Origin of the sequence: Blautia sp. MSK18_10 (assembly GCF_020553185.1) — a bacterium.
GTDB classification, from domain to species: Bacteria; Bacillota; Clostridia; order Lachnospirales; family Lachnospiraceae; genus Blautia_A; species Blautia_A wexlerae.
In genome coordinates this window covers 44,445-70,004 of the sequence record NZ_JAJCGT010000011.1, presented here as the reverse complement: position 1 = coordinate 70,004, position 25,560 = coordinate 44,445, and the positions used below count along the sequence as shown (strand labels likewise).

Genomic DNA, 25,560 nt, shown 5'->3' with positions numbered 1-25,560 from the left:
TCCTTCTTTCAATGATATTATACAAATTTGATATTATTATAACATATAAAAGAATAAAAATAGTTAAAATTTTAAATGAAACAAAATAAAATTGTCTGTAATATATAAAATAGCCAACTATTAATTATTTGTAATTTGTATAATTGTGCAAAATTATGGTAGTATGGATATATAAAATAACGTGGACAGGAGAACTTTTTTATGGATAAGATTTTTGAGATTACCGCAAAAGAAGTTACTGTACAGGTAAAAGATGAGCGTACAGGGGTTGTATATAGCCGGACGCTTCCCATCGATTATTATGAGAATGCAAATGTTTTAAAGCTCAGCGGTGAGAATCTGGACGGGAGCAGCTCTTCCATTGTTTTCTATTCCGCCAGAGGAATAGAGAGACTGAAAGATCTGACAGGCAGGGGAGCTGACCATGATTCGTGCGGAACACATAAGCCTGAAGATCAGTAAGATTGAAATGAATTTTTTTAAAAGGAGGAATGGGACATGATTAAAAAGACATTGAAGATTAATGGTGTTGAGAGAATACTTATTCTTGATAAGGATGAGACACTGGCGCAGGTGCTCCGTGATCACCTTCTTCTTACAGGATGTAAGATTGGCTGCGGTGAAGGTCACTGTGGAGCCTGTAATGTTATTATGAACGGAAAAGTCACAAGATCCTGTATCTACAAGATGAGCCGTGTTCCCGATCATGCAGAGATCACAACCATTGAAGGTGTGGGAACACTTTCTGATATGCATCCGATCCAGGTTGCATGGATGGCATATGGATGCGCACAGTGCGGTTTCTGTTCACCGGGATTTATTATTTCAGCAAAAGTGCTTCTGGACAATAATCCAAGTCCTACCCGTGAGGAGGTAAGAGACTGGTTTAACAAACAGCGTAATCTCTGCCGTTGTACAGGCTATAAGCCGCTGATCGATGCTACTATGGCTGCAGCAGCAGTTATGCGCGGCGAGATGACAAAGGAAGACCTTGTGTTCAAACAGACAGGTGATTCTATTGTTGGAACAAATTATATCCGTCCGTCAGCAGCACAGAAGGTAACAGGTACCTGGGACTTTGGTGCAGATGATGCATTAAAGATGCCATCAGGAACACTTCGCCTTGCTCTTACACAGGCAAAGGTTTCTCATGCAAATATCCTCAATATTGACACAGCAGAAGCAGAGAGTATGCCTGGTGTTGTTCGTGTTATCACAGCAAAAGATATTAAGGCAGCAGGCGGAACCAATAAGATCAATGGTCTTGTAATGCTTCCAAAACACAACAAGACAGACGGTTTCGAACGTCCTGTACTTTGCGATGAAAAAATCTTCCAGTTTGGTGATGCGATTGCCATCGTAGCTGCTGATACAGAAGAGCATGCAAGGGCAGCAGCAGAAGCAGTTAAAGTTGAGATCGAAGAGCTTCCTGCATATATGAATGCAATGGATGCCATCGCACCGGATGCGGCAGAGATTCATCCCGGTATTCCGAACGCATTCTTTGAGACAAACTGTATCAAGGGTCCTGATTTTGACTGGGACAGCATTCCGGATTCACAGCAGGTTGAGATCGAATCTTACTGTTCACGTCAGCCTCATCTTCATCTTGAGCCGGACTGCGGTTATGGTTACATTGACGAAGACGGTATGATAACTGTTCATTCCAAATCCATTGGTATCCATCTGCATATGCCTATGATCGCTGATGGTATCGGTGTGCCAATGGAGAACTTACGAATTGTTCAAAACCATGCAGGAGGAACCTTTGGTTACAAGTTCTCTCCTACAAATGAGGCTCTGATCGGCGCTGCTGTTAAGATCCTTGAACGTCCTGTGTCTCTGGTATTTAATCAGTTCCAGAATATTACTTATACAGGAAAGAGATCCCCTGCATTTATGAATATCAAGCTTGCAGCAGATGAAAATGGTAAGCTTCTTGCACTCTGGGGCAATAACTATGTGGATCATGGTCCATACTCAGAATTCGGTGATCTGCTTACAATGAGACTTTCCCAGTTTACAGGTGCAGGCTATGGAATCAATTCTATCCGTAATAAATCTACAACAGTGTTTACAAACCATGCATGGGGTTCAGCATTCCGTGCTTACGGATCTCCTCAGTCTTATATGGGATCTGAGATTGCGATAGATGTTCTGGCTGCAAAGATGGGAATCGACCCCTTCGATATCCGTGAAATGAACTGTTACAAAGAATCAGAAGGCAGTACGATCCCTACAGGTTATCCGCCTGAAGTATACTGTGAAGAAGAACTGTTCAAGACAGCTCGTCCACTGTATGAAGCAGCTAAGAAACGTGTGGCTGAAAAGAATACAGCTTCTGATGGCAAGATCAAATATGGTATCGGTGTATCTCTCGGTGTATATGGCTGTGGTCTTGATGGTGTTGATACATCAAACGCATTTGCAGAGCTGAATCCGGATGGAACAGTTACAATGTATGCTGCATGGGAAGATCACGGACAGGGCGCTGATATGGGGGTTCTTGTATCATCACATGAAACACTTCGTCAGGCAGGAATCAGACCGGAACAGATCAAACTTGTTATGAATGATACCAAGACATGTCCTAATGCAGGTCCTGCAGGTGGATCACGTTCACAGGTTATGTCAGGTAATGCATGTCGTCTGGCAGCAGAAAACCTTGTGGCAGCCATGAAGAAAGAAGACGGAACCTTCCGTACTTATGATGAGATGGTGGCTGAGGGTCTTGCAACAAAATATGAAGGTAACTGGGTGACAACCTTCTGTGCAGATCATCCGATCGATCAGGATACAGCACAGGGTGATCCGTTTGCAACCTACATGTATACGATCTTCCTTCCGGAAGTTGCTGTTAATACAGAAACAGGTAAAGTTAAAGTTGAAAAATTCACCTGTGTGGCTGACGTAGGTACCATCATGAACAGACTTCTTGTAGAAGGCAACTTCTACGGCGGCCTTGTACAGGGTATTGGTCTTGCTCTTACAGAAGATTTCGAGGATCTGAACCATGATACTTCTCTGAAGAACTGTGGCATTCCGTATCCAAATGATGCGCCGGATGATATTGAACTTCATTTCAATGAAACATATCGCCCAAGCGGTCCTTACGGTGCTGCCGGCTGTGGTGAGGCTCCGCTGGATGCTCCTCATCCTGCAATCCTGAATGCGATCTACAATGCTACAGGCGCACGTATCACACGTGTTCCTGCCCGTCCTGAAAAGGTTCTTGCAGCATTAAAGGAACTTGAGAAATAACTGTCAGTATAATTTTATCATGTGATATAATAAGGGGAGACGGGAGACTGTCTCCCCTTTGGAAATGAAAGGAGTATCGGGTTATGACATATATACAGGAAAGAGGTTCCACTCATGTTTATCACGTAAATCGAATGTCAAAGGAAGAGATGGATCATATGATCAGCCTCTGTGTTCATGAACAGCCGGCGTACTGTGTTGCAGCCTGTCCTTTCAAAGCAGATACAAAAGAAATGCTGTTTTATGCTGCAAAAGGAAACTTTAAGAAAGCTCTGGCTATCTATGAAAAGATCACACCATTTCCCATGATCCTCTGTAACGGATGTACTGCACCATGTGAGGAAAAATGCAGACTCTGTGAGCTGGGTGATGGCATATCCATACGTGAAGTAGAGCGTGCCATTGTACGATATGGGGAACCTGGAAAACGGAGCAGTGTATTTCGTATCAGAAAGAAAAAAAAGGCTGTGATCTTTGGCTCAGGATTGTTCCCGCTGTTTCTTGCAGGGGAACTGGAAAAGAAGATGTATCCTGCAACCATTTACTGTCAGGAGAAAGATTATGAAGCCTATATTGCAGCAGCAGCTCCGGAGCTTTTGGAATCAGATCGCAAAAATGAGGTAAAACGTCTCAGTTCCATGGACCTTTCCTTTGAATTCGGATGCAGTCTTGACCTTCCGTTTATCAGAGCGAAAATGAAGGAGGCAGATGTGGTCTGTGCTTCAGAGGAGGTGGCCAAAAAGCTGGCTCCAGAGGAAACAGCAGACGCAGAGATCATGCTGAGAGAACAGGCGGGAATTGTCAGCGGTCCGGTCCGGTCTGTGATGGATGCAGCTTTTGCTGCAAAGAGAGCTGCCCTGACTGTAGACCTCCTTGTACAGAATCTTTCGCCCCACAGCAACAGAGGCAGTGAAGGAGCAGTTACCACCAGGCTCTATACAAATATGGACGGGATGAAAGGCTCCAAAAAGATTCCCTGCAGCACAGATGGATATTCAAAAGAAGAAGCTGTTGAGGAAGCAAAGCGATGCATTCAGTGTCACTGTGATGAGTGTATGAAAAGCTGTGTCTATTTAAGGGAATATAAAAAGCATCCGGGTCTTCTTGCACGTGAGATTTATAATAATACCCAGATCATTATGGGAGATCACCAGATGAATAAACCGATGAATTCCTGTTCACTCTGCGGACAGTGTACTGTAACCTGTCCAAATGGGTTTGATATGAGCCAGGTCTGCAAATCTGCAAGAGAAAACATGGTATCTACAGACAAAATGCCTCTGGCACCTCATGAATTTGCACTGATGGATATGCTGTTCTCCAATTCGGAGGCTTTCTTATGCAGACCTCAGCCGGGATATGAAACCTGCAGATATGTATTTTTCCCAGGATGTCAGGCAGGAGCTATAGCGCCGGATGTTGTCACAGAGGCATATGAGGATCTGTGCAGGAGGACAGAGGGCGGTGTTGCTCTGATGCTGGGATGCTGTGGTGCTATCAGTGAATGGGCAGGACGCTATGAAATGACAGAAAAGGTAAATGAACAGCTGAAGCAGGAGCTTGCAAAACTGGGAGATCCTATGATTATAGCAGGCTGTCCAAGCTGTATGAAACAGTTAAAAGAGAGTCTTGGCGCCAAAGTCACAGGAATCTGGGAGATCTTAAAGGAAATCGGACTTCCCGGACAGGCAAAAGGACTGGAGATACCTGTTGCAATACATGATGCCTGCGGTGCCAGGGGAGATACACAGACACAGGATACAATAAGAGAGCTTCTTGCAGATATGGGGTGCACTGTTGTAAATACAGAATATTCCAGAGATCTGTCTCCCTGCTGCGGATACGGCGGACTGACTGCCTACGCTAATAAAGAGATGGCAGATAAAATGACAGAAAAGTGTCTGGAACGATCCGATTCCCCATATATAACGTACTGCATGGCATGCAGGGACCGATTTGTCAGGGAAGGCAGGGAATCCAGACATATCCTGGAACTTCTGTATGGTATAAATGCCGCCAATATGCCGGATATCAGTGAGAAACGCTACAACCGGCTTGAGCTAAAAGAGAAGCTTTTAAAAAATATATGGAATGAGGAACTGATGATGGAGAAAAAAGATTATACCGTTGCATATACAGAAGATGCCATCAGTATGATGGATGAACGTATGATCCTGAAAAGCGATGTGGAGCGTGTATTATCAGATTACAGAGAAAATCAGGAAGCGATCTTTGATGAAGAGACAAAAGAACTGGTGACAAGGAGCAGACTTGGAAATGTTACATTCTGGGTGAGATTTGTGGAAACAGAAGAAGGGTATCTGGTACGCAGAGCATACAGTCATAGAATGAATATTATGAAAAGGGTGGGACAGTAATGGCAGTAGAGAGAACATATTATACCATTGATCCTGAGGGAAAGCTGACCTGCATGAAATGCAAGGTTCCTCTTGTAAAGGGAAAAGCAAAATTTATGTATCTGGAGAACGGTTTTCCTGTTGAGATGCCGGTCTGTCCCAAATGTGGCTTTGTCTATGTTCCGGAAGAGCTGGCTCTTGGAAAGGTTTTGGCAGTGGAACGTGCACTGGAGGATAAATAGATGAACAGACACCCCGGAGGGGAAGAGCAGACAATTCATCTTCTGAAAAGAATAGAATTGAAAAAAGGAATGAAAGCTCTGGATCTGGGAGCAGGAGAGGGAGAGACCGTGCGGATCATGAAAGCATTTGGTCTGAATGTGCAGGGTGTGGATCTTGCTCCGCGAAGCAGTGAGGTGCAGCAGGGAGATTTTCTGACCCTTCAGTATGCAGCAGACAGTATGGATCTCTGTATCAGCCAGTGTGCATTTTTTGTCAGCAGAGATCAGAAAAAGGCAGTCTCTGAATGCTGGCGTGTACTGAAAAAGGGAGGATTTCTTTTGCTGTCAGATCTGGATCCGGGCAATCTTCTGGAAATTGTGAAAGAAACAGGGTTTACGATTCTCTGTCAGGAGGATCAGACTGCTCTCTGGAGAGAATATTATCTGGAAGCAATCTGGAATGATTCATTCTGCTGCGAGGATCATAAGCTTCTGCAGAAAGAATACAAAGGCAGAAAAATAGGCTATACCATGGTGGTTGGCAGAAAGGAGTAATGTATGGATCTTTACGAAAGAATAATGGAATTAGGCAGCATGGGATATCATTGTTCACAGATCATTATGATCATGACTCTGGAAACCATAGGAGAGGAAAATCCACAGCTTGTAAAGGCAATGGGAGGCCTTGGCGGAGGAATCGGTTACTGTGGAGATACCTGCGGATGTCTGACAGGAAGTGCCTGTGCCATCGGATATTTTCTCGGAAATCTGGCTCCTGAGGAGAAGGAAGATGCACAGATGAAACCGGCTGTACAGGAATTATATCAGTGGTTCCGCCAGAAGACAGAGGAAGAATTCGGAGCTTTTTACTGTAAGGATATCACTCATCTGGACTGGGGTGTGATCATGGAGAAATGTCCTGGACTTATTGCAGATACTTATACAAAAGTTATGGAAATTCTGACAGAGCGGGAGGTACTGGAGCTTTGATCACCATCGGCAAAACAAAGAGTGTCTGTCCGGAATGTATGAAGGTAGTTCCTGCCATAAAAGGTATCGGTGAAGACGGGATCTATCTGGTAAAGGAATGCAATGCTCATGGAAAATTTCAGACCCTGATCTGGGAAGGAAATGCAGCAGATTATCTTTCCTGGGGAAGAGAAAATCTCTCAGCAGAAACGCCTGTAAATCCGAAGGTTAAAGAAAAATCCTGTCCGGATAATTGCGGACTCTGTGAGGAACATGAAAGAAAAGGCTGCTGTATGATCCTGGAAGTTACAAAACGCTGTAATATGCATTGTCCTGTCTGCTTTGCTTCAGCAGGAGAAGACAGGGAAAAGGGAGATATTCCCATCTGTGAAATAGAAAAACAGTATGATTTTCTGATGGCTCACGGAGGTCCCTTTAATATACAGCTTTCAGGAGGAGAACCAACCATGAGGGACGATCTGCCTGAAATCATACATATGGGAAGAGAAAAAGGATTTACATTTTTTCAGTTAAATACCAATGGAATCCGGCTTGCCAGGGAGGAGGGGTATGCCGGAAAGCTGAAAAAAGCAGGACTGAATACAGTATTTCTTCAGTTTGACGGTGTGACAGATCAGGTTTATGAGACTTTACGTGGACAGGCTATGATGGAACTGAAGAAAAAGGCGGTCTTAAACTGCTCAGAAGCAGAGCTTGGTATTGCTCTTGTGCCGGTCATTGCGCCGGGAGTAAATGATATGCAGGTAGGGGATATTCTGAAATTTGGTCTGGATCATATGCCCTTTGTTCGTGGCGTACATTTTCAGCCTATCAGTTATTTTGGCAGATGTTCCCAGAAGCGCCCCCAAAATCCCATCACCATACCAAAGATGCTGAGGCTTATTGAAGAACAGACAGAGGGACTGATGAAAATTGAGGATTTTGCAGGCGGCGGCGCAGAGAATCCCTACTGCTCCTTTCATGCAAGTTATCTGAGAAAAGGAGAGCGGGAACTGAAGCTTCTTGAAAAAAAATCAGGAAAAGGATGCTGCTGTACTACCAGTGATGATTCCAGGCAGTATGTGGAAAATCAGTGGAGCTACAGTACAAAAACCTATGATGAGGGAGAAATGACACAGACAGATGCGCTAGATGAGTTTCTGATCCGGATACATAATGAAACCTTTGCAGTATCAGGTATGATCTTTCAGGATGCCTGGAATCTGGATCTTGACCGTCTGAAACGCTGTTATATCTGTGAAGTGGATCCTGATCACGGAATGGTACCGTTCTGTGCATATAATCTGACTAATCTGAAAGGAACATATTTATACAGAAAGTGAAACGATCCAATATAGATGCAATGATCTGTAGGCAGGAAAAAATTACAGATATTACAAGGGAAACAATAAACAAAATACAGTTGGATAAACTGAATGCTGTTCTGAAAAGAGAAAAAGAAAGGCAGGGATTTTATAGAGATCTGCCGGAAGGGCTGGAAAGCCTTGATGATCTGAAACCCCTTCCCTTTACAACGGAATCCGACCTTGCTCAGAAAGGGGGCAGGATGTTACTGTGCTCTCAGGGAGAAATACAGAGGATCATTTCAGAACAGACAAGCGGAACAACAGGTGCAGGTAAACGTGTATTTTATACAGAAGGAGATTGTGAACATACCATAGAACTTTTTATGGCCGGACTTGGTGAGTTTATTTATCCGGGAAGCAGGACTATGGTTGCCATGCCGTTTTCAGGTCCTTCTGGACTGGGAGAGCTGATCGCAGAAGCAATCAGACGTATAGGAGCACACCCCCTTTTAACCGGGAACAATAAAACCTATGGTGAGTTAAAAACAATTCTGGAAGAGGAGCGGCCGGATACTTATGTAGGTATGCCGACAGCACTGCTTTCCATGCTCAGAATGTGTGGAAAAGGCAGTATAAAGAGAGCACTGATATCAGGGGATGCCTGTCCGGAAACAGTAATGAAAGCAATAGAAAAAATTTTGGGAACACCACTCTGGCCTCATTATGGTTCCAGAGAGATGGGGCTTGGGGGTGCGATTTGCTGTCAGGCTCATGAGGGCATGCACATGAGGGAGAATCATTGTATCACAGAGATCATAGATAAAGAGGGAAATGTTCTGCCTGACGGTCAATGGGGAGAACTGGTGATCACAACCATTGGGATGGAGGCACAGCCTCTGATCAGATACAGGACCGGCGATCATACACGTATCATCCCCGGAAAATGTATCTGCGGAAGTGAGGTAAGGCGTCTGGATTTTGTAAGGCGCATCGACCAGTCCAAAAGTATGAGAGAAATGGATGAATTACTGTTTCAGTTTCCGGAACTGGTAGATTACTGTGTAAGGAGTGTTGGAGGGAAAAAAGAAATCACAGCACTTTTTATATCAGATAACGGAGAAGAACTGATCAGAAATGTCTGCGCAGAGAAGAATATTATTTCTTTGGACTGCAGAAAAGCAGAATGGAGCGATAGGGCATTGTATCCTGCGAAACGTATTATTTTATAGAGAAACTATTAGAAAACAGAACGAAACCCATTGACTATCAGTCGGATTTCGTTCTGTTTTTTATTTTATGAATAGTTATTTGTTCACAGGATAATACGGACAGTCCTCTCTGATACATTCTTTATTATCTTCAAAATATTTACATAGTACAGAAGACAGCGGAATCTTTACAGAGCTGAACTGCCTGTAAAACCTGATCGCTTCTTCAATAGCAATTCTGCTGGTGCGTTTACAGCAGCGCGGACCACCAACATCAGCCAGTTTGGATAAAATAACAGAGACAAGCTTCTGAGGAAAGGGCCATGCATCCTTATGGAGGGGACCGGATCCGGTCATAACGGACATAAAGATTCCGGCACCTGCTGCTGCACCACACACTCCCCAGTAACCGCAGGTACCACCGGGAACCTGCTTCGCTCTTTTACAGATTTCAGATAATGCGGTATCGTAATTCATACGCTCTCCATTATTGCGAAGTGCAGTCAGAAGAACACTGGGAACAATGGCATGATGTTCAGGTCCATGCATGTGGACAGAAGGAAGGTCCATGATCTCTTCCAGAAGCAGCAGGGGATCCTTCTCTGTGCTGCTTCTGAGGGCTGTGCTCACCGGTATATAAGTACCATAGCTGTGACAGGCATCACAGACAAAATGGCCATTTTCACAGACAGCATTTGTCAGCTGCTCTTTGTGGCAGATGCTGCAGGTTTTCACAGAACTTTCGACGCTGTATGTGACCGGTGCTCCACAGATCAGGCAGCCTGAAAAATGTTCTGTCTCTCCACAACAGCAGGAATTATTTGTATTATCCATAAAAATCAGCATTTCTCAGCAATATCATAGATAAGCCGTTCTGTATCTTCCCATCCGAGGCAGGGATCTGTGATGGAACAGCCAGGAGTCATATGATCACTGATATCCTGACGGCCCTCCAGAAGGTAGCTTTCAATCATAACACCTTTTACCAGCTTTTTAAGTTCCGGATTATAATTACGACTGTGAAGTACTTCTGAGACAATTCGGATCTGCTCTTTGTATTGTTTATTGGAATTAGAGTGGTTGGCATCTATGATGATGGCAGGGTTCTTAAGATCTTTTTTGGCATACAGAGCAGACAGGCGCATCAGATCTTCATAGTGGTAGTTAGGAATAGTCTGTCCGTACTGGTTTACACCACCTCTGAGAATAGTGTGTGCCAGATCATTTCCTGAAGTTTCCACATCATTTCCTCTGTAGATGAAGTGATGTGGATGCTGTGCAGCAGTGACGGAATTCAGCATAACAGAGAGATCACCGCTGGTAGGATTCTTCATACCGACAGGAATATCCATGCCGCTGGCAGTGAGACGATGCTGCTGGTTCTCCACAGAACGTGCACCTACAGCTTCGTAGGAGAGAATATCATCCAGATAGCTGCGGTTTTCAGGATAAAGCATCTCATCTGCAGAAGAGAGTCCTGTCTCCTGCATAACTCTCATGTGCATCTTGCGGATAGCAATAATTCCGGCAAGAAGGTCAGGAGCCTTATCTGGATCTGGCTGATGAAGCATTCCTTTGTAACCGTCACCTGTGGTACGGGGCTTATTTGTATAGACTCGCGGGATGATCATCAGTTTGTCAGAGACTTTATCTGCCACTGTTTTCAGTTTGCGTACATATTCGCAGACTGTATCTTCGTTATCAGCGGAACAAGGTCCTACAAGGACGATAAATTTATCTGATTCACCGGTGAAGATACGGCGTATTTCTTCATCGCGCTGTTTTTTTACTTCTTTGAGTTCCTGGCTGAGAGGGTACTGAGATTTCAGAACCTCCGGTAAAGGGAGCTCGTGATTGATTTTCATAGACATGATCTGTTTCCTCCATATAAGTACATGCAGGTCTTTGATAATGCCGGAACTCAGGAATATTTTATACCTGACCGGACTGCCTGCACATTTTCCTTTACAAGTATAACATGGTGTTATCTAAAATTCCAGTACTTTAACACTTTAAACTGACATATTTTGAGAGAATGTAATCAGACCGTTTTTTATGCCTGTTTCTTAGCTTCACAAAAATGCTTTCAGATGTTACAATCAAATAAAAGATATAAGGAAAGAAATATCAAAAGAATACCAAAGAAAGTCGGGGTGAAGGTTATGGAGATTAAGAGTATTTTGATAAAGGACACAACCAGAGAAGAAAGAAAACAGATTGTGGAGGAATCTTTTGGGAATATTTCTGCAAGCTGTGATGGCTGTATGGCGGGACTGACAGAGATGTATCAGGAATATATTGATGGTACAAAGGAAATCCGCGACATTAACATGGAGTTTAATGCACACTACGTACGGGAAGATTTGGATGAGAAATCAAAGAGAAGCTGCCCGATGTAGATAAAACAACTATATGGGAAACTTGCAGATCCCGAATATGCAGGAAATAACAAGATAACAGGAGAAGGATAATAAAATGAGTACAAACAATATGGATAGATTTGAATTCAGATGTATCAGACCGGAGGAGACACAGCAGGCGATAGAGATCGAGCAGATCTGTTTCCCGCCAAATGAGGCATGTTCCCCGAAAAGTCTGACAGAGAGAATAAAAGCAACAGCAGAAACATTTCTGGTAGCTGAGGATAAGGAAACCGGAAAGCTGGCTGCATTTCTTAATGGAGTTCCTACAGATGAGGAGGCTTTCAGAGACGAATTCTTCACAGATATTTCCCTGAGTAATCCTGAAGGCAAAAATATCATGCTTCTGGGTCTGGATGTCCGTCCGGAATATCGTATGCAGGGACTGGGACGTGAACTGGTATCCCGATACTGCCAGAAGGAAGCACAAAAAGGACGAAAGAAACTTTTCCTCACCTGTCTGGATGAAAAAGTGAAGATGTATGAGAAATTCGGCTTTACAGATCTGGGTCAGGCAAACTCCACCTGGGGCGGAGAAGCCTGGCATGCCATGAGCATCGAGATTGGAAGATAATTAACGAGCAGAACAGACAGGAGAGTGTACAATGAGCCTATACGCAATCGGTGATTTTCATCTTTCGTTTACAGTCAATAAACCTATGGATGTATTTGATAAAAGATGGAAGAACCATGTGGTTAAGATTGAGAAGTACTGGAAGAAGAGAGTAACAGAGAATGATACAGTAGTGATAACAGGAGATCATTCCTGGGGGAGAGATCTTGCAGAGTGTCAGGCGGATCTGGATTTTATTATGGCTCTGCCGGGCAGGAAGATTCTGCTTCGGGGAAATCACGATATGTTCTGGGATGCGAAGAAAACAGAAAATCTGAATGAGATGTTCAGAGGAAAGCTGGAATTTTTGCAGAATAATTTTTATACATATGAGGATTATGCACTGGTGGGAACCAAAGGCTACTGTTATGAAGGAAAAGACAGCTATGAGCATTTTCTGAAGATCCGAGAGCGGGAGTTGGGGCGGCTGCGCTGCTCTTTTGAAGCGGCGAAGGCAGCAGGATATGAGAAGTTTATCATGTTTCTTCATTATCCACCTACAAGTATTGGAGAGATGGAGAGTCCGTTTACCCTGATGGCACAGGAATTTGGCGCCGAGAAGGTAATCTATTCTCACTGTCATGGAGAGAAGCGGTATGATGACAGCTTTAAAGGCTATGTGGATGGAATAGAGTACAAGCTGGTATCAGGAGATTATCTGAATTTTAAACCGGAGCCAGTATTACGCTAATGGTAATCTTTATATCGGTATTCGATTATAGGTGGGTAGTGGAGTGCGAATATCTGTTTAATATTAAGCATCAGTAGTATAGAAAAAATCCCTGGGAAGTATTATACTTTTCAGGGATGATTTTATGTGCTTTGAGAGAAAATATCTTCGGGGAGAAATGAGAAAATGAAGATTTACTACAGAGAGAAATCTGGCGGGATTGAAATTCTGCGGTGTTTTGGAATAGAGGGCAGAGTTGAGATTCCGGGAATGATAGATGGCAAATTGGTGATCAGTGCGGCACCGTATGCATTTTCCAGTCATATGGATGAGAAAGAAGAACTGAAAAATGCCAGCCTGTGGGAAGTGTCAGATGGTCTTGGGTTTGGCAGAGAAGAGCATGTTCTGGCAGGAAATGATGTGGAGGAGATTGTTTTTCCTTACACTTTAAAAGAGATTGGACGATATATTTTTTATGGCTGCGGAAATCTGAAAAAGCTGGAGTTTTCTGACAGCCTGATGCAGATAGGCTGTGGTGCATTTACAGGCTGCCATGCATTGGAGAAGCTGACTGTTCATATGAGACAGGGAAAGAAGTCAGGCGTTAAGGAAATGCTGGGCGAGATGTGGCAGAGGATAGATGTAAACTTTCTTTATGAGTATGAAGAAGCCAGACTTGTATTTCCGGAGCATTATGATGAGGCGGTTGAGAACACTCCGGCGCGTATTTTGTATACGGAATATCATGGATCAGGCAGTAATTACAGGCAGTGTTTTTATGATAAGGAGCTGAATTATCAGGAATATGACAGGCTTTTTGAAATGGCGGTAGCCATGGATAAGCTGGAAGTTCTGGTTGATATGTCATTTGGCAGACTGGAGTTTCCTTATGAACTGACCGAGAAAGCCAGGGAGAATTACAGGGAATATATCCGTAAGAATCTAGGAGATATTGCAGAATATCTGGTAAAGCAGGAGGATATGCACAGATTGGAAGTGATATCCTCGCAAAAACTCTGGACACTGGAGGGAATTGATTCTGCGTTGGATTGTGCATCTAAGAGAAAAGAAACGGAAGTATCCGCATTTTTGATGAATGAAAGAGCAAATCTGGTGGATAATACGGCAGGAAGTGAACGTATAGATGTGGATAAGTTGCAAAATAGTCAGGAAGCTGACAGGACAGAGCAGGGGAAAAATGAACAATCACAAACTACAGAAAAATCTTTGAATAGAAGAACTATACTAAGAAAAAAGAGGTTTGAACTGTGATAGATATAGAGGAAAATAATAATGCAGCCAGAGGATAAAATACAGGAAATAGCAGAAAGAGCAGAGCGTTTGCAGGAAATCGGCAGCAGTATTCTCAGGGTTGCGCGGGATGAATTATATCTGGGAATGCGGTTTTTGGATGTGGCGCTGAGCAGTTTTTCTTATCAGATGGATGGTCAGGTCCATGGATTTGGAACGGATGGAAGAGTGATGTATTTCCAGCCGCAGATGCTGGGAGGCTTATATAGAGAGAACAGGATTCTGGTGAACAGAGGATATCTGCATATGGTATTCCACTGTATTTTCCGGCATTTTGCATGGAGCGGTACAGAAGGTAAGAAGAGGGCTGACGATGGAATCACAATCCAGGAACGTATGCGTGATCTGAGTTGTGACATTGCAGTGGAGCATATGATAGATGGGATGAACTATCGGAGTATCCGTTTCTCACGCAGTCTTCTGCGAAGGGAAACCTACCGTCTCCTTGAAAAAGAGGGAAAAACCCTCAACGCACAGAGAGTATATAAAATATTGTCAGAATGGAATCTGAACGAAAAGGATCTTACAAATCTGGAACAGGAATTTCGCACAGATGACCACAGATACTGGGAAAGTAAGAAATCGGATCAGAAAACGAATCCCATGCTCAGCCGCAAATGGGGGGAGATTAATGATGGAATCGAGACAGACCTGGAAACCTTTTCACAGGAGGCAGGTGAGCGGGATGGAAATTTCCTGGAGCAGATAAAAACAGAGAACAGAAGACGATACGATTACAGAGAATTCCTGCGGAAATTTGCAGTTTTTCACGAAGAACTTGCAGTGGATGATGACAGTTTTGATTACAATTTCTATACCTATGGTCTGCGCCTTTATGGAAATATGCCGTTGATCGAACCATTGGAATCCAAAGAAGTTAAGAAGATAGAGGAGTTCGTGATCATTATCGATACCTCCATGTCTTGTTCAGGAGAACTGGTGAGAAAGTTTCTGGAGGAAACCTACGGTGTACTTAGTGAGAGTGAGAGCTTTTTTACAAAAATCAATGTGCACATCATTCAGTGTGATGAGAAAGTCCACACAGATAAAAGGATTACCTCCCGGAAAGAAATGAAAGACTATATGGAACATCTGGAACTGTATGGAGATGGCGGAACAGATTTCAGGCCTGCATTTGAATGGGTGGACAAACTGCTGGAACAGCATGAATTTCATAACCTGAAAGGGATGATCTATTTTACAGACGGATTCGGAATTTACCCGAAGAAAATGCCATCATATAAGACTGCATTTGTGTTTATGCAGGATAATTATAGAGATGTGGATGTGCCGGTATGGGCTATGAAACTGATCCTGGATGAGGATGATTTTGATAAGTCAGACAGGCAATGAAATAAAAAGCTGAGTAAAAGTAAGAAGTGTTCAGCAGGAAAGGATTTACATTATGGATATAAAGCGAGCAAAACAGGAGATAAAGGACTCAATAGAAGCATACCTTGCGAAGGATGAATTTGGAGAATATCTGATCCCTGCCATACGCCAGAGACCGATTCTCCTTATGGGGGCACCGGGTATTGGAAAGACGCAGATTATGGAACAGATCGCCAGGGAATGTAAGGTAGGTCTGGTATCTTATACTATCACACATCACACCCGTCAGAGTGCAGTAGGACTGCCGTTTATCAAAGAGAAAACTTTTGGTCAGGAGACTTTTTCTGTCACAGAATATACTATGAGTGAGATTATTGCCTCTGTCTATGAAAAGATGGAAAAAACAGGTTTCAGAGAAGGAATTCTTTTTATTGATGAGATTAACTGCGTATCAGAGACCTTGGCGCCTATGATGCTGCAGTTTCTTCAGGGAAAGACATTTGGCAATCAGAAAGTACCGGAGGGATGGGTGATCGTGACAGCAGGAAACCCGCCGGAATACAATAAATCTGTCCGCGAATTTGACGTAGTAACCCTTGACAGAATCAAGAGAATCGATGTGCAGCCGGATTTTGAAGTATGGAAAGAATATGCCTATGAGCAGGGAATCCATCCTGCTGTGATCTCTTATCTGGAGCTTCGCAGAAAGAATTTCTACAGAATGGAGAACACAGTAGACGGTCGTATTTTTGCCACCGCCAGAGGCTGGGAAGATCTTTCCAGGCTGATACAGGTATATGAAACACTGGATAAAGAAGTGGACAGAGAGGTGGTATATCAGTATATCCAGCATCCAATGATCGCAAAAGATTTTGCCGCATATCTGGCATTATACAATAAGTATAAGACAGACTATGCAGTGGAGGATCTGCTTCAGGGTAAATGGACACCGATCACTCTGGGTAAGATCCGCAATGCTTCACTGGATGAGCATCTGAGTATTGTTGGTTTGTTGAACGGAAAGCTTAGCCAGTTATTTGCAGACTGTTATTTTATGGATGCCTATGTGACAAAGCTCTATGGTTACATGACAGAATACAGAGATAACCTTCCGGAAATGACGCTGGAATCTATTTATAAAAAGGCAGAAAATGATTTTCATACTGCAAAAAAATCTGAGCTTCTCACTAAAAATGAAGAAAAAGTATTTATCCGTACAGTGAATTTCTTTGAAAATGAAATTTCAGAAAAGGCTACTTATGAGAAGGCAAAAACAGCTTTTGCAGAGGTGGCTGACAGCCTTGAAACTCAGACAGAATATATTTCCCAGACACTTCAGAATGTTTTTGATTTTATGGAAGCGGCCTTTGGCGACAGCCAGGAAATGGTAGCCTTTATCACGGAACTGAATGCCAATTATTACAGTCTCTGGTTTATCCGTGAGAATGGTTCGGATCAGTATTATCGTCACAATAAAGGTCTGCTTTTTGACAATCGTCAGAAGCAGATTCTGGGACAGATGGAAGAACTGGAGCAGGGGAACAACTTCCCTTCTGTATTAAAATGATTGTTTCTCTGGGATGTATGAAACTTAACAAATATCTGCTTTTGTTAAGGAAAGTGTAAATGTCTGTCAAACATAAGCAAACCTGATTGTTTTTTGAAAATTCAGGTGATATACTCCACTTGTCAACAAAAAAATAATATTTTTTGAGTAAAAAGGAGTCTATTATTATTATGAGAAGAAAACTAATTGCAGGTCTTTTGACAGCTCTTTCAGTGACTATGGTTTGTCCGGCAGCATATGCATCTACAGAGCATTATACAGACAGCAGCGTGGTTGGTGCTGATTCCGGATGGTCTGACTGGGATGCAGCCTGGGAAACAACAGCAGCTGATTTTACAAAGGTATCTTTAACACCTGGTGCTGATGATACACAGCTGAACTTTGCATGGTACAGTGAAAAAGGTGACAGCGATGCAACACCTGTAGTTCATTTCGGAACAGACAAGGACAATCTTGAAACCTTTGAAGGAACTGCCGGTGATGTAGACCAGAGCTTTACAGGAGACAAAGCATATGAATATAATCATGTAACAGTTACAGGTCTGGAGCCGAACACAACTTATTATTATACAGTTGAGAAAAATGGTGAGCAGACAGAGGTATCTGAGTACAAAACACAGGGTACAGATTCAGTAAAAATCCTCTATGTAGGTGACCCGCAGATCGGTGCTTCCAAAGGTCAGACACAGAATGGAGCAGAGCTTACCAATGAGTCCGGTGCAGCCAATAAAGCAGCAGAAAATGACGGATTTTCATGGAACCGTACTCTCAATACAGCGCTTGAGCAGAATCCGGATATCAACTTTGTGATTTCTGCAGGTGACCAGGTTAACAAAACCGGTGAAGCAAAAGAGGAAGAATATGCTTCTTATTTAAGCGCAGATGCTCTGAAGGGACTTGCAGTGGCAACTACAATTGGTAACCATGATTCTCTGAATGAGGATTATATGTATCATTTCAATAACCCGAATAATACAGAAAATGGTAAAACTCAGGCAGGTGGTGATTACTACTACAGCTATGGAGAGGGTCTTTTCATTGTTCTGAATACCAATAATTACAATGTGGCAGAGCATCAGAAAACAATTGAAGAAGCTGTCAAAGCTTACCCGGATGCAAAATGGAGAATTGTAACCATTCATCAGGATATTTACGGATCAGGTCTTGACCACTCTGACACAGACGGTATGATCCTTCGTACACAGCTTACACCTGTATTTGATGCAAATGATATTGATGTGGTTCTTCAGGGACACGATCATACATACAGCCGTTCCAAAATGCTTTATGGTGACGGACAGACTCATGGTAAATATGAGTTCAGTCTGAATGCAGACGGAACAGATTATGACTGGGATCATGCGACAAATGTAGATACACAGGAACAGATCGCACTTGCTCCGGAAGAGGGAGACACAGATGCACAGGTAGCACTGGATGCATTCCATGAGGATAATAACTGCTATACGATTGAGGAAGTTGACGGAGATACAGTTACAGATCCACAGGGAATTCTCTACATGACTGCAAACTCAGCTTCTGGTTCCAAATATTATGAGCTTCTTTCCACTCAGCAGGATTATGTGGCAGCCCGCAGCCAGAACTGGCTTCCAAGTTATTCTGTAATCACATTAACTGCAGATACCTTTGCGATTGATACTTACCAGATTACAGATGATGGCAAGGCGGAAGCAATTGATTCTACATTTACAATTAAAAAGACTGGTGCAGACGCAGCTGATGCTTCTGCAGATACTACAGACGGTTCCTCAGATGATACAGACACTGCTGCAGACACCACAGACAGTGCTTCAGACACAGCAGAAGCTGCAGATACATCCGCAGATGCAGCAGCAGAAGCTTCTGAGAATTAAGATAATCTTTCGCAAATAGTTTCATGAGTATGAAAAAAATAAAATTTACCGGGCTGCTTACCAGAAAAAAAGCGGTCCGGTATCTTATTTATATTTTATTTGTCTGTGTGTTCGCTGTTTTTGTCATTAAACTGAATCAGGTGGAAAAAACAGAGCTGGTGGTCCGGACAGGACAGACATTTGAGAAAGCAAAAGTAGTGAAAATCCTTCAGGATAATCTGGAGGAAAACGGAACCCGTGTGGGTGAGCAGAAGGTTCGTGTCCGTATGCTTACAGGAGTGAGAAAGGGGGAAGAGCTGGATATTACAAGTAGCTCAGGATATCTGTTTGGCGCTGCCTGCAAACCGGGGATGAAGGTAATTGTCATGCAGAGTGTTGCAGGTGATTCTACAGTTGCCAGTGTTTATACCCAGGACAGAGAAGGAGTTATCTATATTTTTGCACTGATCTACCTGCTGGTTCTCTGCCTGATCGGTGGAAAGCAGGGGATAAAGGGATGTCTGGGACTTGTCTTTACATTCTTCTGTGTGATCTTTGTATATCTGCCTCTGGTGTACCTGAAATATTCCCCCTTCTGGACTGCTGTATTTGTATGTTTTATCACTACACTGGTCACGATGTATCTGATTGGCGGACCTACACGGAAAACCTGTGCTGCAACACTTGGAACCCTTGTTGGTGTTATTCTTGCCGGGGTTTCTGCCTGGTGTTTCAGCAAGGCATCAGGAATTTCCGGATACAATGTTTCGGATATTGAGACCCTGATGACTCTCTGGAATACCAATCGTATCCAGGTTGGAGGTTTGCTTTTCTCCGGCCTTCTGATTTCCTGTCTGGGGGCAGTTATGGATGTTGTCATGTCCATCAGCAGTGCCATTGATGAGATTTACAGACAGAATCTGTCTTTATCCAGAAAGGAACTTTTTAAGGCTGGGCTGCGTGTGGGAAGAGACATGATGGGAACGGACAGCAATACGCTTATACTGGCATTTGCAGGAAGCAGTGTCAGTACTCTTCTTCTTGATTATTCCTATAATCTTCCGTACCAACAGATCATCAATTCCAATAATATCGGAATTGCGATCATGCAGGGGCTGGCAGGCAGTTTTGGGATCGTACTTTCGGTACCTTTTACTGTGCTGATCTGCACAATTCTTTTTCATAAAAAATAAAGCTGAATCATATATGAGAAGGTCACCCTATGATTTCCGGGTGGCTTTCTTTTGCGGTTACTGTTCAAGGGTATGCATAAGTCATTGTAAAAAGTGATGAATTTTAATCGAATCAAGTAAGTCCCCTGCGGAGGTTGCGAAAAGCAATAAGCAGGGGACTTACTTGTATCAGGAGGAGTGCAAGCAAAGATGTCATCTGTAAGTGGTATAATTATTTCGAAAACGCTGTACTGGTATAACATGATGTGATTTAAAATTTTAGTGCTTTAGCGCTTTAAAATGACATATTTTTAGGAATTTTTATGAGGAGGTTTTTTATTGGAAAATAGCAGTACAATTTTTGTAAGCAAATGAAATGTCGCTCAAAAAGAGACCACAAAAAATATGACAGGTGTATTATGAGAATACCTTTAAAAGGTGATTTAGCGGTAATGCTATATATCATACGTTGTGGATATATCTCACTGTTGCTATAATAAGTATACATAAAACACTGATAGATGAGGATGAGAAATGTTATTGGACAGATCTTTTAAGACAAAACTAAATGCTTACATAGTGAAAAATTATACAGAGCTTTGTAGAGATGATGACCAATACCTTATGTGGGATGCGGGTGAATCATTAGCAAAGGATGCGGGACTGACGAATAATGAAAGTCTGGATTTAAAGAGCCTGATAGATGAAGTGGGAGATACTTTTCACGACAAATTGTTCCAGTATATTGATAATAGCGGCATGACGGATGCAGAAATTTATAAGAAAGCAGGATTAGATAGAAAGCTTTTTTCAAAAATCCGCAGCAATCCGGCATATCATCCGGGGAAAAATATCGTGCTGGCACTGGCGATTGCTCTGGAACTTGATATAAATAAAACAAATGACCTTCTATCCCGCGCAGAGTATGCTTTTTCACCGTCAAACAAAGGGGATCTGATCATTAAATTTTTTATCGAACATAAAGTATACGACCGGATGGCAATTAATTTTATGCTTGATGAATATGGACAGCCGATTCTGGGTTAGGGCGTGCAGATTGCGAGAGTGATTTTTAAACATGCCCTGGAAATGGAAAGGAGAAAAAAGATGGGAGTATTAACAAAGCAGGAGCGAAAAGCGAAAATTGGGGATATCGTAGAGAAAGTAACGCAGATGTCAGACGAACAGCTTGGAAATGTTCACGAATATACTTCAGATGAATTTAACGAACCCAATCACGAGGCAGTAGCGTTAAATGCAGTTATTCAATTAAGCAGAAAGTATGGAAAAAGTGAAGATGGAAAATAAATTCTATGCATTACTTGCACCGGTTGGAGTTTATGAAATCGGTAAAAGAAAAAACCTTCCATCATGGAAAATGGATTCGGAGTTAATGAAGACAGCATTGATGCAGGGCTTGAAAATCCCGGATGACAATATACGGATTTCCGGCGAAGATGGAGTAGTTACAAGCAGGAGTTTTGCAAGGAATATTGCGGAAATTTCAAAATATGTTTCTGGAGAAGACGGATTTATATTTTATTTTTCAGGTCATGGAGATAACAGAGGATTATGCTTTTCAGATGCAGCAGTTTCCATTCAGAGCATCATTGAATTTATCAAAAAGATCAAAGCGAAAAGTAAGATCGTTATTATGGATTGTTGTTATTCTGGGGACTTCCGTATGAGTCAAAGTATGAAAATGGACATGGAAAAAACGGTAGATGATTTTGCGGGGCATGGGATTGCTGTCATGGCATCTTCAGCATCTGATGAAAAGTCCTGGCTTGGAGTGGGAGGAACGCATAGCTTATATACAGGAATTTTAACTACCGCTATGACAGTCAATCGAAAAATCCGACAGGGAAGAGTTTCACTGGCGGATATCAATGAGGAAGTGAAACAGCTTATAAAAATCTGGAACATGAAAAATCCAGATAGAATCCAGCATCCTATCTATCGTGCCAGCTTAGGCGGCACGATATTTTTTCAGGTAGAAGAATATAAACCGTATCAGTCTTTGCAGGTATATCTTGAGAAAAATGATTATATAATCCAGTCTGTTGAGTCGTTGTCTACGCTAAAGGAAAAGCGATTGGCAGTTTTTATTCTGGTAAAAGAGAAGAGCAATGCCAGGCAGTTGTCTGCGATTACGAGAGAAGCGGTACAGGAAGTAAAGTATGCAGATGTGTATTCGACACAAAAAATGGAAGATATCCATGGCCATAAATCAGCAGATGCTATATGGTTCTATTTTGGATATGATGAAAGCGATATGGTAAATCACCGATATTTTGCAACGGGTATCTGGTGCTGTAATAGCGAATTACAGAAAAAATATTTCAGGAATGAAAAGAATGCGGAAGTTATAGGTGGAATCTGGATCTCACAGGATTCTTCCTATGAAATCGTGCGAAAACTTCAACAAACCGATATTTCAGAAGAACAATTCCGGCAACAGGCAAAACAGCTTCTGAGCAAAACGGTATCTATGGCAGAGCAGTTTATTGCGGATCTGGAAGAGGTTGATAACAGAACCAAAACCATTAAGGAAGTTCAGCGGGAATATAAACCATGGATACGCCAGGTCTATGAGGAATATTACAAAATGACAGAAATTCCGGTACCGCCGGATGAACTGCATGACTGGTTTGGTGTGGTGGAGGATTTGGTGGGCTGCGTGCTGGATATGGCGCTGGAATTGAGAAAGGATGTAGAATTTAAAGGATTGGACAGATGGGTGTTCAGGAATTGCGTGCGGAGGTATTATGAGGACTTGGAGAGGTTGAGGGGGATGGAAGGCTAAGATTTGTAAAAAAATATAAAATATGTGAAAGATTGAGATAAAAATTGTGCGTTATGCATACTGCTATGATATAATTTATACGTTTATAGTTACGTGATTTGAAGTAGCAATATCAGAAAGTATGATTGGGTGTAAAATGTGTGAAGAAGAAAAACAATTGATAATTTTTCAGGATAGATTTTCCAATCTTTTAGAGGAAAATATAGAAGCTATTAAAGATGAGAGAAAACTTAGAGGTTTAATTAGTGATTATTTTCCAAAAGAAAAATGGCTGAATCATTTACTGATTTCATTGTACAAAGATGGAATTGTAGAAGAAATAGAAAAATGTGAAAGTGTGGAATTTGAAAGCTTTTTGCGATTTAAAAAGGATCTTACCAGTAATTATAGAACTCAGGAGCAAGAAGCTGAGTGGGCGGTAAATATATGGTTTGAGAGTTATGGAAACTATATTTTGAAAAAAGATAATAATGTTCGAAAGTATGTTCATAGAAATACGGCGATTAATTCTAAGGAGGCAAATGAATTAGTCGAAAAAATTATTCAGATTAGTCAAAATATGCATTATACTGAAAATGCACTACAAGATATTTTGACGATATTTCAAAATGCATCCCAATATCCCAATGTGTTAGGAAAATTATATATGTTATATCCAGTTTTGAAGCAATATTATGATACGGAAGAAACAGAATATTCTTATATTATGTATTATGCGATATATAATGAAAAATCTATTTGTGAATATGAGGATTATATGAATTTGTATAATACATTACTAAGTATGAAATGTAATGTGGATTATTATATTTATGGAATTTTTTTGTTAAAAGGTGCACATTCAAAGGATGGAGTAGTTAGCGTGAAGCTTAATGAGGAAAAAGGATATAAGTGGTGTGCATATTTTTTTGAAAAGTTAAAGAAGATGAATAATATTACAAAAACTAGAGGATTATATTTTCATATTGAAAATTTGGAATTCGCATTGGGTGTTGCATATTTGCAGGGAAAATATGTAAAAAAAGATATAAAAAAAGCTACTATGTGTTGGAAATCCATGCTTAAACGAAATGTAAATGAATATTCCGATATAGAGGATGCTAAAAAAGTTCTTCGTTGTGTAGGTGGGGCATATATAGGAAAATCGGTAACTGTATCGGTAGATGGAATTAAAGAATATGAAATCAAAGTTCAAAAAAATTTGAAGTTAGGATATAAATTCTTAGAGAAAGCGAGTGAATATGGAGATGCATTTTCATTATTCTGTCTGGCTGAGATGTATGAAAAGGGTGAGTATGTAAAAAAAGATTTTTTTCATGCAGTGCAATTATATGAACAGGCAGAAGAAAATGGAGATGATGAAGCTGCGGAATGGATAAAAGAAAATAAAACAGTTGTAGAATTAATTGATGAAGTAGTGGATATTAGCAAAGCGACTGAATATAATGATGAATTATGGTGTAGAATATATAAGATATTTGAAGAAGCGCCTCAATTCCCAGAGGTATTGAGATGCGTATATTTGTTGTATCCAGTGATAAAAAACTATGACACAGAGGAAAATTGTTATTCTAGAAATATATTCATGCTTCTGTTCAAAAAGGACTCATTATGTGGGTATGAAGATTACTTTGTGTTATTTAATAAAATGGCAGATTTAAGGTGGGATGGGGATTATTATCTTTATGGAATTTTATTAACTGGTGCGAAAGTAGAATGGAATGAGAATTTAATTGAGTTAGAATGTAATTTAGAAAATGTTATAAAATGGTTTGCATATTTTGATGAATTGATAAATTATGAAAATATTTTTTGTGTTCGATCTTTAATTGGGGAGGAAGCAGAAGTAAAGTTTTATTTAGGATGCGCATATATTCAAGGTCTATATATAGAAAAAAATACGCAAAAGGGGTATCGATATTGGAAGGAACTGCTAGCGATAGATGATGAATGGGAAAATTTAGAGCGTGCAGGTAGAATGCTGTTGACGATAGGAGCAATGTATTTGGGAAAAAGGTGTCATTTTGAGATGCCTAATGGTAAAATTTATGATTTTAAAATTAGAAAGAACAGAAAAGAAGGTTTAAAATATTTATATAAGGCAAGCGAACTGGGAAATGTAAAAGCAATATTATTGTTGGCAGAAATGTATGAACAGGGAAATTATGTGAACAAGGATGTTAGTAAGGCGTATCAGTTGTATAAGAAAGCAGAAGCAAAAGGTGATGAGAGCGCGCGAGAAAAGATTGCAGATTTAAGAAGTATGCTGGAATTAGAAGAAATATCATGTAGTAGCAAAGAGAAATTGATTGATATAGAAGAGCATAAAGATGAATTCATTCAATTAGATGAGAATGAATATGAACTTGTTGATGTAGACGAGACTGAAGATGAGTGGTACGGAGATGAACTCGTTGAAATAGACGAAACGGAAGATTTTGATGAAGATTGACTTGTATTTGTGATAAAATTATAGAAGAATATTAATAAAGA

22 protein-coding genes are annotated in these 25,560 nt (G+C 41.4%); 20 read left to right on the top strand and 2 right to left on the bottom strand.

The genetic code is table 11. The annotated features are described in order from the left end of the window. Nucleotides 1-201: 201 nt before the first annotated feature. From LI074_RS06870 to LI074_RS06835, 8 genes are all read left to right on the top strand, one after another. Complete coding sequence (locus LI074_RS06870; protein WP_008708070.1) at nucleotides 202-462, top strand: hypothetical protein; 261 nt, start codon at nucleotides 202-204, stop codon at nucleotides 460-462. A 36-nt stretch (nucleotides 463-498) separates the two neighbouring features. Next, complete coding sequence (locus LI074_RS06865) at nucleotides 499-3,261, top strand: molybdopterin-dependent aldehyde oxidoreductase (RefSeq protein WP_173698027.1); 2,763 nt, start codon at nucleotides 499-501, stop codon at nucleotides 3,259-3,261. An 83-nt stretch (nucleotides 3,262-3,344) separates the two neighbouring features. Beyond that, nucleotides 3,345-5,639 carry a pyridine nucleotide-disulfide oxidoreductase/dicluster-binding protein gene (locus LI074_RS06860; RefSeq protein ID WP_008708072.1) on the top strand — a complete coding sequence of 765 codons (2,295 nt, stop codon included), beginning with the start codon at nucleotides 3,345-3,347 and terminating at the stop codon, nucleotides 5,637-5,639. Next, complete coding sequence (locus LI074_RS06855; RefSeq protein WP_005427475.1) at nucleotides 5,639-5,860, top strand: DVU_1557 family redox protein; 222 nt, start codon at nucleotides 5,639-5,641, stop codon at nucleotides 5,858-5,860. Before LI074_RS06860 ends, LI074_RS06855 begins: the two co-directional genes overlap by 1 nt. After that, nucleotides 5,861-6,394: a class I SAM-dependent methyltransferase gene (locus LI074_RS06850; protein ID WP_173698026.1), complete on the top strand. Its 534-nt coding sequence runs from the start codon at nucleotides 5,861-5,863 to the stop codon at nucleotides 6,392-6,394. A gap of 3 nt (nucleotides 6,395-6,397) precedes the next feature. Further along, a complete protein-coding gene (locus LI074_RS06845; protein ID WP_022380796.1) occupies nucleotides 6,398-6,829 on the top strand; it encodes a DVU_1555 family C-GCAxxG-C-C protein in 432 nt (143 codons plus the stop codon). Continuing rightward, nucleotides 6,826-8,151, top strand: coding sequence for a radical SAM (seleno)protein TrsS (trsS, locus tag LI074_RS06840; protein WP_055059916.1), 1,326 nt, complete (start codon nucleotides 6,826-6,828; stop codon nucleotides 8,149-8,151). Before LI074_RS06845 ends, trsS begins: the two co-directional genes overlap by 4 nt. A 20-nt stretch (nucleotides 8,152-8,171) precedes the next feature. Continuing rightward, nucleotides 8,172-9,344 carry a DVU_1553 family AMP-dependent CoA ligase gene (locus tag LI074_RS06835; protein ID WP_173698032.1) on the top strand — a complete coding sequence of 391 codons (1,173 nt, stop codon included), beginning with the start codon at nucleotides 8,172-8,174 and terminating at the stop codon, nucleotides 9,342-9,344. A gap of 75 nt (nucleotides 9,345-9,419) precedes the next feature. Here the strand turns inward: LI074_RS06835 and LI074_RS06830 are convergent, their stop codons facing one another. Both LI074_RS06830 and LI074_RS06825 read right to left on the bottom strand, forming a co-directional pair. Next, complete coding sequence (locus tag LI074_RS06830) at nucleotides 9,420-10,157, bottom strand: DUF5714 domain-containing protein (RefSeq protein WP_173698025.1); 738 nt, start codon at nucleotides 10,155-10,157, stop codon at nucleotides 9,420-9,422. Nucleotides 10,158-10,162: 5 nt separating this feature from the next. Further along, nucleotides 10,163-11,194 (bottom strand): 3-deoxy-7-phosphoheptulonate synthase, encoded by a 1,032-nt coding sequence (locus tag LI074_RS06825; RefSeq protein ID WP_173698024.1) that lies wholly within the window; start codon nucleotides 11,192-11,194, stop codon nucleotides 10,163-10,165. A gap of 291 nt (nucleotides 11,195-11,485) precedes the next feature. Here LI074_RS06825 and LI074_RS06820 point away from each other — a divergent pair, with 291 nt between their 5' ends. The 12 genes from LI074_RS06820 (at nucleotide 11,486) to LI074_RS06765 (ending at nucleotide 25,519) form a co-directional block, all read left to right on the top strand. After that, on the top strand, nucleotides 11,486-11,722 hold the full coding sequence (locus tag LI074_RS06820; RefSeq protein WP_020437247.1) for a hypothetical protein: 237 nt from the start codon (nucleotides 11,486-11,488) through the stop codon (nucleotides 11,720-11,722). 76 nt (nucleotides 11,723-11,798) lie between these two features. After that, nucleotides 11,799-12,317 carry a GNAT family N-acetyltransferase gene (locus tag LI074_RS06815; protein WP_020437248.1) on the top strand — a complete coding sequence of 173 codons (519 nt, stop codon included), beginning with the start codon at nucleotides 11,799-11,801 and terminating at the stop codon, nucleotides 12,315-12,317. A gap of 31 nt (nucleotides 12,318-12,348) precedes the next feature. Beyond that, entirely contained in the window at nucleotides 12,349-13,047 is a 699-nt protein-coding gene (locus LI074_RS06810) for a metallophosphoesterase (RefSeq protein WP_020437249.1), read from the top strand. A gap of 165 nt (nucleotides 13,048-13,212) precedes the next feature. Further along, nucleotides 13,213-14,298, top strand: a complete 1,086-nt coding sequence (locus tag LI074_RS06805; protein ID WP_173698023.1) for a leucine-rich repeat protein — start codon at nucleotides 13,213-13,215, stop codon at nucleotides 14,296-14,298. Between the two features lie 21 nt (nucleotides 14,299-14,319). After that, nucleotides 14,320-15,690 (top strand): vWA domain-containing protein, encoded by a 1,371-nt coding sequence (locus tag LI074_RS06800; protein ID WP_173698022.1) that lies wholly within the window; start codon nucleotides 14,320-14,322, stop codon nucleotides 15,688-15,690. A gap of 52 nt (nucleotides 15,691-15,742) precedes the next feature. Further along, entirely contained in the window at nucleotides 15,743-17,236 is a 1,494-nt protein-coding gene (locus LI074_RS06795; protein WP_173698021.1) for an ATP-binding protein, read from the top strand. A gap of 170 nt (nucleotides 17,237-17,406) precedes the next feature. Continuing rightward, nucleotides 17,407-19,110: a fibronectin type III domain-containing protein gene (locus tag LI074_RS06790; protein ID WP_173698020.1), complete on the top strand. Its 1,704-nt coding sequence runs from the start codon at nucleotides 17,407-17,409 to the stop codon at nucleotides 19,108-19,110. 29 nt (nucleotides 19,111-19,139) lie between these two features. Further along, on the top strand, nucleotides 19,140-20,282 hold the full coding sequence (locus LI074_RS06785; protein WP_243872212.1) for a YibE/F family protein: 1,143 nt from the start codon (nucleotides 19,140-19,142) through the stop codon (nucleotides 20,280-20,282). A gap of 513 nt (nucleotides 20,283-20,795) precedes the next feature. Beyond that, entirely contained in the window at nucleotides 20,796-21,308 is a 513-nt protein-coding gene (locus tag LI074_RS06780; RefSeq protein ID WP_022380809.1) for a hypothetical protein, read from the top strand. Between the two features lie 60 nt (nucleotides 21,309-21,368). After that, entirely contained in the window at nucleotides 21,369-21,569 is a 201-nt protein-coding gene (locus LI074_RS06775) for a hypothetical protein (RefSeq protein ID WP_022380810.1), read from the top strand. Then, on the top strand, nucleotides 21,544-23,067 hold the full coding sequence (locus LI074_RS06770) for a caspase family protein (RefSeq protein WP_173698019.1): 1,524 nt from the start codon (nucleotides 21,544-21,546) through the stop codon (nucleotides 23,065-23,067). Before LI074_RS06775 ends, LI074_RS06770 begins: the two co-directional genes overlap by 26 nt. Before the next feature lie 136 nt (nucleotides 23,068-23,203). Next, entirely contained in the window at nucleotides 23,204-25,519 is a 2,316-nt protein-coding gene (locus LI074_RS06765) for a tetratricopeptide repeat protein (RefSeq protein WP_173698018.1), read from the top strand. The last annotated feature ends 41 nt before the right edge of the window (nucleotides 25,520-25,560 follow it).

Coding starts and splice junctions, on each gene's coding strand:
- LI074_RS06835 (WP_173698032.1), top strand. CDS start 8,172: ATGATCTGTAGGCAGGAAAAAATTACAGATATTACAAGGGAAACAATA.
- LI074_RS06820 (WP_020437247.1), top strand. CDS start 11,486: ATGGAGATTAAGAGTATTTTGATAAAGGACACAACCAGAGAAGAAAGA.
- LI074_RS06790 (WP_173698020.1), top strand. CDS start 17,407: ATGAGAAGAAAACTAATTGCAGGTCTTTTGACAGCTCTTTCAGTGACT.
- LI074_RS06780 (WP_022380809.1), top strand. CDS start 20,796: ATGTTATTGGACAGATCTTTTAAGACAAAACTAAATGCTTACATAGTG.
- LI074_RS06775 (WP_022380810.1), top strand. CDS start 21,369: ATGGGAGTATTAACAAAGCAGGAGCGAAAAGCGAAAATTGGGGATATC.
- LI074_RS06855 (WP_005427475.1), top strand. CDS start 5,639: ATGGCAGTAGAGAGAACATATTATACCATTGATCCTGAGGGAAAGCTG.
- LI074_RS06765 (WP_173698018.1), top strand. CDS start 23,204: ATGTGTGAAGAAGAAAAACAATTGATAATTTTTCAGGATAGATTTTCC.
- LI074_RS06845 (WP_022380796.1), top strand. CDS start 6,398: ATGGATCTTTACGAAAGAATAATGGAATTAGGCAGCATGGGATATCAT.
- LI074_RS06770 (WP_173698019.1), top strand. CDS start 21,544: ATGGAAAAAGTGAAGATGGAAAATAAATTCTATGCATTACTTGCACCG.
- LI074_RS06860 (WP_008708072.1), top strand. CDS start 3,345: ATGACATATATACAGGAAAGAGGTTCCACTCATGTTTATCACGTAAAT.
- LI074_RS06800 (WP_173698022.1), top strand. CDS start 14,320: ATGCAGCCAGAGGATAAAATACAGGAAATAGCAGAAAGAGCAGAGCGT.
- LI074_RS06825 (WP_173698024.1), bottom strand. CDS start 11,194: ATGTCTATGAAAATCAATCACGAGCTCCCTTTACCGGAGGTTCTGAAA.
- LI074_RS06830 (WP_173698025.1), bottom strand. CDS start 10,157: ATGGATAATACAAATAATTCCTGCTGTTGTGGAGAGACAGAACATTTT.
- LI074_RS06865 (WP_173698027.1), top strand. CDS start 499: ATGATTAAAAAGACATTGAAGATTAATGGTGTTGAGAGAATACTTATT.
- LI074_RS06810 (WP_020437249.1), top strand. CDS start 12,349: ATGAGCCTATACGCAATCGGTGATTTTCATCTTTCGTTTACAGTCAAT.
- LI074_RS06850 (WP_173698026.1), top strand. CDS start 5,861: ATGAACAGACACCCCGGAGGGGAAGAGCAGACAATTCATCTTCTGAAA.
- LI074_RS06795 (WP_173698021.1), top strand. CDS start 15,743: ATGGATATAAAGCGAGCAAAACAGGAGATAAAGGACTCAATAGAAGCA.
- LI074_RS06785 (WP_243872212.1), top strand. CDS start 19,140: ATGAAAAAAATAAAATTTACCGGGCTGCTTACCAGAAAAAAAGCGGTC.
- LI074_RS06805 (WP_173698023.1), top strand. CDS start 13,213: ATGAAGATTTACTACAGAGAGAAATCTGGCGGGATTGAAATTCTGCGG.
- LI074_RS06870 (WP_008708070.1), top strand. CDS start 202: ATGGATAAGATTTTTGAGATTACCGCAAAAGAAGTTACTGTACAGGTA.
- LI074_RS06815 (WP_020437248.1), top strand. CDS start 11,799: ATGAGTACAAACAATATGGATAGATTTGAATTCAGATGTATCAGACCG.